The organism is Tritonibacter horizontis, from assembly GCF_001518015.1.
Classification (GTDB): Bacteria; Pseudomonadota; Alphaproteobacteria; order Rhodobacterales; family Rhodobacteraceae; genus Epibacterium; species Epibacterium horizontis.
In genome coordinates, this window is sequence record NZ_LPUY01000017.1 from 48,532 (window position 1) to 60,708 (window position 12,177).

At 65.2% G+C, this 12,177-nt stretch carries 9 protein-coding genes; 7 read left to right on the forward strand and 2 right to left on the reverse strand.

Features of this window, described 5'->3' with window-relative positions; translation table 11 throughout:
- Positions 1 to 16: 16 nt before the first annotated feature.
- On the reverse strand, positions 17 to 1,009 hold the full coding sequence (gene paaA, locus TRIHO_RS03625) for a 1,2-phenylacetyl-CoA epoxidase subunit PaaA (RefSeq protein WP_068240495.1): 993 nt from the start codon (positions 1,007 to 1,009) through the stop codon (positions 17 to 19).
- Positions 1,010 to 1,345: 336 nt separating this feature from the next.
- Here paaA and TRIHO_RS03630 point away from each other — a divergent pair, with 336 nt between their 5' ends.
- The 4 genes from TRIHO_RS03630 (at position 1,346) to TRIHO_RS03645 (ending at position 7,632) form a co-directional block, all read left to right on the forward strand.
- Entirely contained in the window at positions 1,346 to 3,154 is a 1,809-nt protein-coding gene (locus TRIHO_RS03630) for an acyclic terpene utilization AtuA family protein (RefSeq protein ID WP_068240497.1), read from the forward strand.
- Between the two features lie 64 nt (positions 3,155 to 3,218).
- Positions 3,219 to 4,835 carry a carboxyl transferase domain-containing protein gene (locus tag TRIHO_RS03635; protein ID WP_068240499.1) on the forward strand — a complete coding sequence of 539 codons (1,617 nt, stop codon included), beginning with the start codon at positions 3,219 to 3,221 and terminating at the stop codon, positions 4,833 to 4,835.
- The gene (locus TRIHO_RS03640; protein WP_068240501.1) at positions 4,832 to 6,886 is read left to right on the forward strand and encodes an ATP-binding protein; all 2,055 of its coding nucleotides are present in this window, start codon (positions 4,832 to 4,834) and stop codon (positions 6,884 to 6,886) included. Before TRIHO_RS03635 ends, TRIHO_RS03640 begins: the two co-directional genes overlap by 4 nt.
- Before the next feature lie 95 nt (positions 6,887 to 6,981).
- A complete protein-coding gene (locus TRIHO_RS03645; RefSeq protein WP_068240502.1) occupies positions 6,982 to 7,632 on the forward strand; it encodes a GntR family transcriptional regulator in 651 nt (216 codons plus the stop codon).
- Here the strand turns inward: TRIHO_RS03645 and TRIHO_RS03650 are convergent.
- Positions 7,629 to 8,339 (reverse strand): type 1 glutamine amidotransferase, encoded by a 711-nt coding sequence (locus TRIHO_RS03650; protein WP_068240504.1) that lies wholly within the window; start codon positions 8,337 to 8,339, stop codon positions 7,629 to 7,631. The two genes, TRIHO_RS03645 and TRIHO_RS03650, sit on opposite strands and share 4 nt — an antisense overlap.
- Positions 8,340 to 8,412: 73 nt before the next feature.
- On the opposite strand from TRIHO_RS03650, the gene TRIHO_RS03655 reads away from it, so the two are divergent.
- The 3 genes from TRIHO_RS03655 (at position 8,413) to TRIHO_RS03665 (ending at position 11,981) form a co-directional block, all read left to right on the forward strand.
- Positions 8,413 to 9,672 (forward strand): cytochrome P450, encoded by a 1,260-nt coding sequence (locus tag TRIHO_RS03655; RefSeq protein WP_068240506.1) that lies wholly within the window; start codon positions 8,413 to 8,415, stop codon positions 9,670 to 9,672.
- Between the two features lie 168 nt (positions 9,673 to 9,840).
- Positions 9,841 to 11,130 carry a type I glutamate--ammonia ligase gene (locus TRIHO_RS03660; protein ID WP_068240508.1) on the forward strand — a complete coding sequence of 430 codons (1,290 nt, stop codon included), beginning with the start codon at positions 9,841 to 9,843 and terminating at the stop codon, positions 11,128 to 11,130.
- 92 nt (positions 11,131 to 11,222) lie between these two features.
- On the forward strand, positions 11,223 to 11,981 hold the full coding sequence (locus TRIHO_RS03665) for an FkbM family methyltransferase (protein WP_068240510.1): 759 nt from the start codon (positions 11,223 to 11,225) through the stop codon (positions 11,979 to 11,981).
- The last annotated feature ends 196 nt before the right edge of the window (positions 11,982 to 12,177 follow it).

Here is a 12,177-nt window from a genome sequence, read left to right on the forward strand (position 1 = left end):
AAAACGTGACGGGCGCCTATTCCGCCGCCGTCTTGCGGGCGCGTTTCTTCTCGGCATGGGCCATCAGCCCGTCGCGCACCCAGGCGCCGTTGTCCCAGGCGGCGTTGCGGGCCGCCAGGCGGTCCACATTGCAGGGACCGTTGCCCTTGAGCACCTCGAAGAACTCTTCCCAATCGGGTTCGGAGAAGTCGTAGCCGCCCTTGTCCGCGTTCCATTTGAGGTTTTCATCCGGCACCCGGAGCCCGAGGTAATCCGCCTGCGGCACGGTCTGGTCGACGAATTTCTGCCGCAGCTCGTCATTGGTGTTCATCTTGATTCGCCAGGCCATCGACTGCGCCGAATGGACTGAATCCTTGTCGGAGGGGCCGAACATCATCAGCGAGGGGAACCAGAACCGGTTCAGCGCATCCTGCGCCATCGCCTTTTGCTGGGGCGTGCCCTTTGCCATCTTCATCATGATGTCAAAGCCCTGACGCTGGTGAAAGCTCTCTTCCTTGCAGATGCGGATCATGGCGCGGGAATAGGGGCCGAAGGAGGTCCGTTGCAGCGGCACCTGGTTCATAATGGCGGCGCCATCCACCAGCCAGCCGACCGCGCCCATATCGGCCCAGGTCAGGGTCGGGTAGTTGAAGATCGACGAATATTTCATCCGCCCGTCCAGCAGCATCCGGGTCATCTCGTCGCGGGAAATACCCAGCGTTTCGGCGGCTCCATAGAGATAGAGCCCATGGCCGGCCTCGTCCTGCACCTTAGCCAGCAGGATCGCCTTGCGTTCCAGCGTCGGCGCGCGGGTGATCCAGTTGCCCTCGGGCAGCTGGCCGACGATTTCGGAATGGGCATGCTGGCCGATCTGGCGGATCAGCGTCTTGCGATACCCCTCGGGCATCCAGTCCTTCGGCTCGATCTTCTCGCCCGCGTCGATGCGATCCTGAAAGGCGGCGTCTTCGGGCGACATATCCGCCCGCGACATCACGCCCTTGCCGGTCGATTTGACCATTTGCGCGTACATGGCTGGTTCCTCCGGTGCGGTCAGGGGAGCAGCAGCCGTGGCCCCTGAACAGGCTCAGTCCCGCGCAGTCTAGGCGCGGCTTTGATTCGGCTCAAGATGAAATGTAACAGAAATAGATGTTTTCTGAATTTTGTGTAACGTAAATTGCGATACCTCCCACGGCCGGCGCGTCGCAACCGATAACCCACCGTAAAAATAAGAAAATTGTGACAGTCCCGAGACTCAGGCGCATAGTCTGCGGCATGATAGCTGCACTGGAAACCGAGTCGCTGTGGCTCGGCTGACAGGTCAGACTGAAGAAACCCTGAGGATAAGAGGAAGAACAGGCTGCCCGAATTGAGTAACGTTCTGCGTATCGGCGGCGCCTGCGGATATTGGGGCGACGCCGCGCATTCAACCCCGCAACTTTTGGCGACGGGCCAGATCGACGTTTTGGTCTATGACTACCTGGCCGAGATCACCATGGCGGTGCTGGCGCGGGCGCGGGCCCGCGATGCGAAGGCCGGTTTCGTGCCGGATTTCCTGCATGACGCGTTGGTGCCGAACCTGAAACGCATCTCCGATCAGGGGGTCAAGGTGATCACCAATGCCGGCGGGGTCAATCCGGCGGCGCTGGCCACCGCGACGCGGGAGGTGATCAAACGGGCCGGGCTGTCACTGCGGGTGGCGGTCATCGCGGGTGACGATCTGATCACCCAGGCGCCGGAGTTGGTCAAGCGCGCGCCCATCGACATGTTCACCAAAGCTCCCTTTCCACAGGCCGAGGCGATCGTCAGCATCCATGCGGAAATCGGCGCCAAGGCCGTCGCGGCGGCGCTGGAAGAGGGGGCCGATATCGTCATTACCGGCCGCTGCGACGAAACCGCCCTGACGCTGGGGGCCGCCATCCACCGGTTCGGCTGGCATATCCGCGATCACAACTACCTTGCCGGTGGCGCGTTGGCGGGGCATGTGCTGTCGGGGAGCGTCCAGGCCACGGGCGGCAATTTCACCGATTGGGACGCCGTCACATCCGGCATCGACACGCTGGGCTACCCGATCGCCGAGATCGCCGGCGATGGCAGCTTTGTGCTGACAAAACCCGAAGGAACCGGTGGACTGGTCAGTCGCGGCACCGTCAGCGAGCAGATTCTCTGCGAGATCGACAATCCGCAGTCCTATGTGGTGCCCGATGTGGTCTGCGATTTCTCCGAGGTCAAGGTGGAGCAGATCGGCCCCGACCGGGTGCAGGTGCGCGGCGCCCGTGGCAATCCCTCGCCCGACCACTACCGAACCTGCGTGAGTTGGGCCGACGGGTTCAAGGTCGGCCAGTATTTCCCCTTTTACGGTCAAGGGGCGGAGCAAAAGGCCGAGCGGTTCGCCGAGGCGGCCCTGGCCAAGGCCTCGGCCATTCTGGAGTCCCGTAAAATGCAGGGCTTCAGTCACAGCAGCGTTGAATTCCATGGCAGTGAAGCCCAATTCGGCGCGCTGCGGGCCACTGACGCCGTGCGCGATGTGGTCGTCAAAATCGCCGTGCGCCATGCCGAGGCCGCCGGGGCCATGACCTTTCTCAAGGCCGTGAATGGTCTTGCAATGGCCGCGCCGCCCGGACTGTGCGGCTATGCCGGGTCGGCGCCACGCCCGACGTCGGTGCTGTCGCTGTTTTCCTTTCTGATGCCCAAATCCGAGGTGCCGCTGACGGTCCAGGTCGGAACCGATTTTGAGCGCAAGCTGACCAGCCCCAGGACCGCCCTGCCAGAAGAGCCAAAGCCGCCGAAATCACATGTTCCGCCGCGCGCGCCGATGTCGCGGGGGGCGGTGGTGTCGGTGCCGCTGTCGCGTCTGGCCTGGGCGCGCAGTGGCGATCTGGGGGATACCGTCAATCTCGGCGTGATCGCACGCCAGCCGGAGCAGCTGCCGTGGATCTGGGCCGGGCTCAGCATCGGACATCTGGAACGTGTCTTCGGGCACCTGATGGAAGAGGGCAGCATGACCCGCCATTTCGTTCCCGGCATGGCGGCCGTAAATATTACCCTGACAAAGGCGCTGGCCGGCGGGGGCACGTCCTCCCTGCGCAGTGACCCGCAGGGCAGAGGGTTCGCGCAGCTGCTGCTTGCTGCGCCGATATCGGTGGATTGGTCGCTGCTGGGGAGTAGCGAGCAATGAGGGTAACGAAGCTGTCAGCGGCAGCTCGGTGGGGGCCGAGTTTCAGATCTGAAAGGAGACTGTTATGAATGCCGTCTACAGCAGGATTACCCCCACGGACACCGGCCTGTCGCACAATCGTGCCGAGATGGAGGCGCTGATCGCCAGAATGCGCCGACTGGAGGCGCGGGCGGCGGCCAAAAGCGCAGAAAAACACCAGTTATATGAACGACGCGGCCAGCTCTCACCCCGGGACAGGCTGGCCGCGCTTCTGGATCCCGGGCTGCCGTTTCTCGAACTTTTCAACATGATTTCCTATCTGGTCGACGACCCGGACCCGGCGACCTCGGTGCCGGGGGCGTCGATGATCGCCGGCATCGGGTTTGTCGCTGGGGTGCGGGTCATGGTCTGCGTCGATGATGCTGCCATCATGGGTGGCGCGCGAACGCGGAAAACGGCGGACAAGTTGCTGGGGCTTGTGACCATCGCAGGGCGGCAGAAACTGCCCTTTCTCTTTCTGATGGACAGCATCGGCACGGACCCGATGCGCGACGGAGTGGAGAGCTGGGCCCGCGCCGGGGACTGTCTTGGCGCCTTTGCGCGGCTGTCGGCTGCGGGCGTTCCGGTGGTCACGGTCCTGCATGGTGTGGCAACGGCGGCAGAGGCCTGTCTGGCCGGGGGCGCGGATCATGTGATTGCCGTTCGTGGCCGGGGCCAGGCGATGCTGGCCGGGGCCGCCGCGGTTCAGGCGCTGACCGGCGAAGAGGTCGGCGGCGCGGCTCTGGGTGGTGCGCAGATGCATGCGGAGGTCACCGGGCTGGTCGATGATCTGGCCGCCAGCGATGCCGATGCGGTGGCCATCGCCCGCCGCTGGGTCGAGGGCCTGCACTGGCAGACCTGTACCGGCCCGCGTGCGCCTTATGCGGCGCCGGCCTACCCGCCGGATGACATCCTGAATGTGGTCAGCGCGGATTACCGCAATCCGTTTGACATGACAGAGCTGGCGCTGCGGCTGGTGGATGGCGGATCCCTGCGGCGTTTCAAGCCGGAATACGGCATGGCCCTGCCGTGCTGGCAGGCGCGGATCATGGGGCATGATGTGGGCCTGCTTGGCAACAACGGACCGCTTGACCCGGAGGGGGGCCGCAAGGCCTGCCAGTTCCTGCAGGCCATGGAGCGCGCGGATACTCCGATGATTTTCCTCAACAATACAACAGGCACCGCGCTTGGCTCCCGGTCGGAGCGGGCGGGGATGATCCCGCAAGCCGCGCGTATGATACGGGCCGTGGCCACCCTGAGTGTGCCCAAAATCGCGCTTCTGGTCGGCGCCAGTTTCGGGGTGGGCAATAGTGGCATGGGGGGGCAGGGCGCGGGGGCGGATTTTCTGTTCTCCTGGCCGAATGCCCGCAGCGGCGCCCTGGCCAGCGGCCACGCGGCCCTGACCATGGAACAGGTCGCCCGCCGCACTGCCGCCCGCTGTGGCCGCGGCATTGACGAGGCGCGCCTTGGTCGCCAGCGCGACGCGGTGCTGCGCCATTTTGACCGGCAGTCGGAGGCGTTCTTCACTTCCGGTCAGGGGTTGGACATGGGGATGATTGACCCGCGCGACAGCCGCCGGGTGATCGGGATCTGTCTGGACACCTGCCAGGAGGCGCGGGCGCGACAGCTGCGCGCTGGAGGGGACCGGAGTGTGCGGGCATGACGAGACCGCCGAAAACCGGCCCTTTCACCCGGCTTCTGATCGCCAATCGGGGCGAGATCGCGCTGCGGATCCTCCGGTCGGCGCGGGCGATGGGGATCACATGCGTCACCGTCCATACCCGTGCCGACGCCGATAGCCCGCATGTGCGGCTGGCGGATGACAGCCTGTGCATCGGCGAGGGGCCGCCGGCCGACAGCTACCTGTCGATTGCGGCGCTGATCGCGGCGGCCCGCACCTGTGGGGCGCAGGCGATCCATCCCGGCTATGGTCTCCTGTCGGAGAACGCGGGCTTTGCCACCGCCTGCGACCGGGCGGAGCTGATTTTCATCGGCCCCTCTGCCGAGGCGATCGCCCGGATGGCCAACAAGTCGGGGGCCCGCCAGCATATGGCGGCGGCGGGTCTGCCCTGCGTGCCCGGCTATGACGGCGCCGATCAGGCCCCCGGACGGCTGGCGGACGAAGCGGCCCGGATCGGCTACCCGGTGATGATCAAGGCCTCCAACGGCGGCGGTGGGCGGGGCATGCGACTGGCCGAAGGTCCCTATGCCTTTGACACCGCGCTCCGGCAGGCGCAGGCCGAGGCGGCGACGGTGTTCGGCTCCGGTCATGTCCTGCTGGAAAAGGCGCTGGACGACCCGCGCCACGTCGAGGTGCAGATCCTCGCGGATGCCCATGGCACCCTGTTGCATCTGGGCGAGCGGGATTGCTCGGTGCAGCGCCGCCATCAAAAGGTGATCGAGGAAGCCCCGGCGCCGGGGGTCACGCCGGCCCTGCGCGCCGAGATGGGCGCGGCCGCCATCACCGCCGCACGGTCGATCGGCTACGTCGGCGCGGGGACGGTGGAATTCCTGCTCGACAGCAGCGGCCGGTTTCATTTCATCGAGATGAACACCCGGCTGCAGGTGGAACATGCGGTGACGGAGGCGATCACCGGGGTCGATCTGGTGCAGGAACAGCTGCGCATCGCGCAGGGGTCGCCGCTGGGGCGCGCCCAGGACGACATCCGGTTTGAGGGCCACGCCATCGAGGCGCGTCTGTATGGCGAGGACCCGGCAGAGAATTTTGCGCCCCAGGCCGGTCGGTTGGCGCTATGGCAACCGGGCGAGGGGGTTCGCGTCGATGCAGGCGTCGAAAGCGGCCAGGTGCTTTCGACGCATTTCGAGCCGCTTCTGGCCAAGCTGATCGCCCATGGCCGCACCCGCGACGACGCCCGCCTGAGCCTGCGGCGTGCCCTGCAGCAGACGCTGGTCTTTGGGGTGACCTCCAACCGGGACATGCTGATCGACGCGCTGGGCCATCCGGCCTTTGCCAGTGCTGCGGTGCACACCGGATTTCTGGCAGAGCATTTCCCGCGGATCTCGGCCATGACCCTGTCTGCGGGCGAGATCGCCGTTGGCGCTGCCCTGTTCTACTGGCGCGCGGCAGAGGAGGCCGCCGCGCAGACCCCGCATGTGCCGCCTGAACTGCGGAGCTGGTCGAGCCAGGGCGCATTGAACCGGCAGCTGCGCCTGCGGGCGACCCAGGGCGTGCTGCCGCCCGGTCTGGCTGAGGCGGATGGGGCGGTGATCCTGCGGGTCGAGGATCAGGGGGACCAGCTGCAGATCCGGGTCGGGGTCCTGACCTTGACGCTGGCCCGCGACCGCGACGCAAAGGGTCAGATGCGCATCTTGCTCGATGGGGCGCCGGTGCGGCTGCGGGCGCAGGTGTTTGACGGCGCACAGCTGCATCTGGCGACCGAACAGCGGATCTTTGCCCTGATGCTCTGTCCGAAGTCGTCGCCGGACCGGTCGCAGGTGGCGCGCGGCGAACTTCATGCCCCGCACAGCGGTCGCCTGCAGGAACTGCGCCGGGGTGTCGGCGATCTGGTGCAGGAGGGGGAGGTGCTGTTGGTGCTGCACGGGGTATCGGGGCCGCAGGACATTCGCGCGGGCCAGACAGGGCGCATCGTGGCGCTGCCGGTGGTGGCGGGCGATCAGGTTCTTCGGGGTGATCTTCTGTGCCGGATCGTGGCCAGCGAAGGCGCGGTTGAGGCGATCCCGGCCGCGGTGTAGCGCCACTTGCATCAGGGGTCCGGTTGGCCGACACGAGTTGCCAAGCGCAGGGCGGCTGCCGTAAGCAGGTCCGGACGCAGCAGCAGGAGACCGAAATGGCCGGGCAGACCGAGACGCTGATTGCCTCGATCCTTGCGGATATCGACGCGGGCCGCCTGGCGCCGGGCCAGGAAATCGACGAGCCGACATTGGCCAGTCGCCACGGCGTGTCGCGCACACCGATCCGCGAGGCCTATATCCAGCTGGAGGCCACCGGCCTGATCCGCCGTCTGCCGCGTAAGGGGGCGGTGCTGTTCAAGCCGACGCTGGAGGAGTTCCTCGCCATTCAGGAGGTGCATGCGCAGCTGGAGGGGCAGGCGGCCGGGCTGGCCGCGCGCCGGATCTCTGCCGCGCTGCGCGCCCGACTGGAGGCCGCGACCCGGGCCTGCGAGAGCCACGCGCAGACCCATGGCGACGCGGACCCGGACGGCTACTACCAGTTGAACCTGGTGTTTCACGAAACCGTGGCGCTGGGCGCGGCAAACCCGTTTCTGGTGGAGATGATCAAGACCAACGCGCGCAAGCTGATGGCCTATTACCGGGCGCGCTATCGCTATCCCGGTGCGATTGCGCAATCGGCGCTGGAGCATCGCGAGATTGCCGGGAAGATCTTTGCCCATGATCGCGCGGGGGCCGAGGCTGCCATGCAGGCGCATGTGCTGTTCGATCAGGTGACGGTCATGGACCTGCTGGCGGCGCTGGCCTAGGCGCGCGCCGCGGCCTCGAAAAAACGCGCGATGGCCTCGGCCAGGGCGGGCTGGTCGGCGGCGGTGGACAGGCTGTCCTGCGCGCGGGCGTAGACCTCTGGCCCCATATGGCTGCGCAATTCCTCGGTCAGGGCACAGATGAAACCATGGTCCATCTCGGGGTGGTGCTGGGTGGTGGCGATATGGTCGCCAAGGGTAAACCCGGTGTTGATGCCGTCGCGTGTCATCAGCGGCACGGCGCCCTCGGGCAAATCGCGGACATATTCCACATGCGAGCCGTAGATTGCGACCTCATCCGGCAGGGCGCGGGCCCAGTCCGGCCGCGCGACAAGGTGATTCCATGTCAGCCCATGCACCCAGCCGCCGGGCAGGTGGTCCACGGTTCCGCCCAAGGCGAGGGCAATCGCCTGATGCCCGAAACAGACCCCAAACAGCGGCAGCCGCGCGTCATGCATCTGCCGGATCAGCCCCATCAGCCGGTCGATCCAGGCCGCGCCGGAGCGGGTGGAGGCGGGGCTGCCGGTGATCATGACGCCATCATAAGTCGTTATGTCTTCGGGAAAAATACCGCCCTTTGCCAAATACACGTCACAGGACCAGTCGGGGCGGGCCATCTGTACCAGCGTGGTGAATTTGGCGCCGTCCCTGGGATGGGCCTGGGCAAACGCGCTGTCGTCCGTGTTGGTCACGAGAATGGCAATCTGCATCTTCGGGCTTCCCATATGCATATTTACGGTGCTTAATAGTATACACACGAAGCAAGTCAAAGGAAGACCCGCGATGACCATCTGGACCCCGACCGACAGCGGCCATGCGGATCTGTCCTGCCATGACACCTTTGCCGAAGGCGCGCCGCACAATACTTTTGCGCGGCTCAGACGCGAGGATCCGCTGCACTGGACCGACTATCCCGGCGGGCAGAATTTCTGGTCGGTGACCCGCTATGACGACATCACCCGGATGAACAAGAACACCGAAGTGTTCTCCTCGGCGCAAGGCATCCGCATGGAGGATCAGACCTACGAGGAATACCTCGCGCGGCGTACCTTTCAGGAGACCGACCCGCCGGAGCATGCGCAGGTGCGGATGAAACTGCTCAAGGCGTTCTCCAAGACCACGATGGCGCAATACGAACAGGACATTCGCGATCTTTGCGCCGAGATCCTCGACCCCGTGCTGGAAAAAGGCACCTTTGACGCCACCAAGGAGATCGCCCGGCAATTGCCGATGCGGATGCTGGGTCGCGTCGTCGGCCTGCCGGATGCGGATCTGCCGTGGCTGGTGGAAAAGGGCGACGCGCTGATCGCCAATACCGACCCGGACTTCACCTCACATGTGCTCGACAAGATGGACACGGATGAATTTCGCCTGATGCCCTTCAACTCCCCAGCGGGGGCGGAATTGTACATCTATGCCAAGGAGTTGATGGAGGCGAAGGCGCGCGCAGGTGATACCTCTGGCGTGCTGAACATGATCCTGGCGCCGGCCCGCGACGGCTCCACCATCACCGAGTCGGAGTTTCGCAATTTCTTCTGCCTGCTGGTGGCGGCCGGCAATGACACCACGCGCTATTCCATCGCGGCGGGCATTCAGGCGATGTGCCATCAGCCGGAACTGCTGACGCAGATGCAGGCGGGCGGCGATATCTGGGAGACGGCAGCGGATGAGATCATCCGCTGGGCGACGCCTGCGCTTTATTTTCGGCGCACCGCGACGCGGGATGTCGAAATGCACGGCAAGCTGATCCGGGCCGGGGACAAGGTGCTCTACTGGTTCATCTCTGCCAATCGCGACGACAGCTATTTTGACGATCCGTTCCGGGTGAACCTGCGTCGCAGCCCGAACCGGCATCTGTCCTTTGGCCAGTTCGGCCCGCATGTCTGTCTTGGCATGTGGTTGGCGCGGCTGGAGGTGACGGTGTTGTTTCAGGAACTGGCCAAGCGGATTACCGCGATTGAACCGGCGGGAGAGCAGAAATTCCTGCGCTCGAACTTTGTCGGCGGCATCAAGGAATTGCCGGTGCGGGTACAGGCCGCGTAGGCTCAACAGAAGACCCGTTCGGGCGGTTGCCCGGACAGCGCCCGACCTCCCGCACGGGAGGGCGCTTCGCACCCACCCGAGGTCGGCCGCTGCCCTCTGTTGGGACCCAATCCGGGCCAAGACGCACGCCAAAGATGCGCAGGCCTGTCCAACAGGAAAGGAAACCAGATGAAGACTCGGCTGCGCGCGCTTTTTTGCGACCACCTCAGCATCATGCGCGGAAAATACCTGCCGCACTCCAAGATCGGTGATGACGACACGCGGTTCTGCCGCTCGGTTTTTGGCACCCATTATGACCGCGACCTGCTGGATGCGCCGGGGTCGATGGTGAAACAGGGACTGCCGGATATGGAGCTGCGCTGGCGCGGCGAGGAGATCCGCGACAGTTGGCATGCCTCGACCAAGATCGTGCTCGGGGATCTTTATGATGACGCCGGCGCGCCGCTGTCGCTCTGTCCGCGGGGGGCGCTGAAACGCGCGGTGGCCGCCTGGCAGGCCCGCGGACTCAGTCCCAAGATCGGGATCGAGCTGGAGGCCTATGCGCTGCAGCCCGACGACGACGGCCGTCTGGTGCCCTATGACACGCCGGGCGGGGTGGTCTATGGCACCGGTCCGTTTGCGGATCCGCTGCGGTTCAACGACCGGATCTGGGCAATGGCGGACGAAATGGGCTTCTCGCTCGATATGATCACAGCCGAGTTCGACACGCCGCAGTTTGAATACACGCTGACCTTTGACGATGCGGTGAAGGCGGTGGATGACATCGTGCTGTTTCGCCTGATGGCCCGCGAGATCGCGCTGGAATATGGCATCGTGCTGACCTTCATGCCGAAACCGGTGCCAGGGGGCGGTGGCTCTGGCATGCATGTGAATATGTCGTTCTCGGACGAAGGCGGCGGCAATGCGCTGTCCTCGGGGCCGCGCGGGGGGCCTGAGCACATGAACGATCTGGCGCGCGGCTGTCTGGCCGGTTTCCTGCATCATCACAAGGGTCTGGCCGGGTTGATCGCGCCCACCGCCAACAGCTACATGCGGCTGCAACCGGGCAGCCTGTCGGGCTTCTGGCAGAACTGGGGCGGCGATCATCGCAATGTCACCACCCGGATCAGCTCTGAAGGGGGCGCCAAGGCACGGCTGGAACACCGGATGGCGGATGCGTCGTCGAACCCCTATACCACGGTGGCGGCGCTGTTGCAGGCCGCTCGGCTGGGGGTCGAGCAGGGGTATTCTCTGCCACCGATGGAGACCGGCGACGGGTTTGACCGCACCGATACCCGCGACAGCACCGCCATGACCCTGAAGGGGGCGGTTGCGGATCTGGAAAAGGACCGCGCCCTGAGCGAGGCGGTGGGTGCGGAGCTGGTCGCCAACCATGTGTTCATGAAGCAGAAAGAGGTCCGCAAGACCCGCGATCTGGAGGGCGATGCCCTGCGTGATTTCTACGTGCATTTTGTCTGAGCGCACCCCGGGCGCGCCATCACCATGCTTGCCTTTTGTGGTGCCCCTGCGCCAAGGTGGCGGCCAGAACAACAGGCAAAATGGGCGGGACAATGTCTGATCAGGCGAATGAAACGGTTGAGACACCGGTCGTGACACAGGAGGTTGCCGCCAATTGTCTTGGCGTCAAAGTGCCCCGGTCACGGTTTCTCAGCGAGAAGCGGATCGAGCGGATCAATGCCGCTCGCTATGAACGGCACGAAATCAAGGGCGCGCTGCATGTCGTGCGCCCCGAAGATCGCGTGCTGGAGGCGGGGGCCGGATTGGGGATCGTCGGTGCGGTGATTGCCAGCAAGGCGGGGGCGCAAAAGGTGCTGTCGTTTGAGGCAAACCCGGAGTTGATCCCGGTGATCCGGGCGCTGCACGAGATGAACGACCTGGGCGACCGGATCGAGCTGCGCAATCAGGTGCTTTTTGCCGGCAAGGACAGGCCGACGACGATGACGTTTCACCTGCATAACTCCTATCTTGGCTCCTCGCTCCTGAATGACGGCAACCGTTCGGCGCGGGCGGTCGAGGTCGAGACGGTCGATGTTGCCGAGGTGATCGCAGCCTTCCAGCCGACGGTCCTGGTGATGGACATCGAAGGCGGCGAACTGGCGCTGCTGGAAGCGATGGATCTGGCCCCGTTCCGGGCAGTGGTGATCGAATTCCACCCGGATGCCTATGAGGTCGCGGGGATGCGGCGGTGCAAGACGATCCTGCGCGAGGCGGGGTTCAAGAAGGTCGAGGAGGTGTCAAGCCGATCTGTCTGGACCTGTCTGCGCCCGGCGGAGACAGAGCCGTCAGAGCCGTCAGAGCCGTCAGCGTAACCGTCGGCAGGGACGGTGGCAAACGGCGGTGGGCTTGTTTCACCGTCTGACCCTCCCCCGGGACGCAAGGCAAGGCCTGCGAAAAAGCCAGGCCCGTGCCACAGGCGCGACCGCGCCGCGCCAGCGGCGCCACCGACAGATGCGGGCCCGAAGCCATAGGCTTCGGGCCCGCCATGGTATCTGGTGGCCTTCGGCC

Bases quoted from the DNA above. Each gene is read 5' to 3' on its own strand.
- paaA (WP_068240495.1), bottom strand. From the start codon at position 1,009: ATGTACGCGCAAATGGTCAAATCGACCGGCAAGGGCGTGATGTCGCGG.
- TRIHO_RS03635 (WP_068240499.1), top strand. From the start codon at position 3,219: ATGAATGCCGTCTACAGCAGGATTACCCCCACGGACACCGGCCTGTCG.
- TRIHO_RS03640 (WP_068240501.1), top strand. From the start codon at position 4,832: ATGACGAGACCGCCGAAAACCGGCCCTTTCACCCGGCTTCTGATCGCC.
- TRIHO_RS03645 (WP_068240502.1), top strand. From the start codon at position 6,982: ATGGCCGGGCAGACCGAGACGCTGATTGCCTCGATCCTTGCGGATATC.
- TRIHO_RS03650 (WP_068240504.1), bottom strand. From the start codon at position 8,339: ATGCAGATTGCCATTCTCGTGACCAACACGGACGACAGCGCGTTTGCC.
- TRIHO_RS03655 (WP_068240506.1), top strand. From the start codon at position 8,413: ATGACCATCTGGACCCCGACCGACAGCGGCCATGCGGATCTGTCCTGC.
- TRIHO_RS03660 (WP_068240508.1), top strand. From the start codon at position 9,841: ATGAAGACTCGGCTGCGCGCGCTTTTTTGCGACCACCTCAGCATCATG.
- TRIHO_RS03665 (WP_068240510.1), top strand. From the start codon at position 11,223: ATGTCTGATCAGGCGAATGAAACGGTTGAGACACCGGTCGTGACACAG.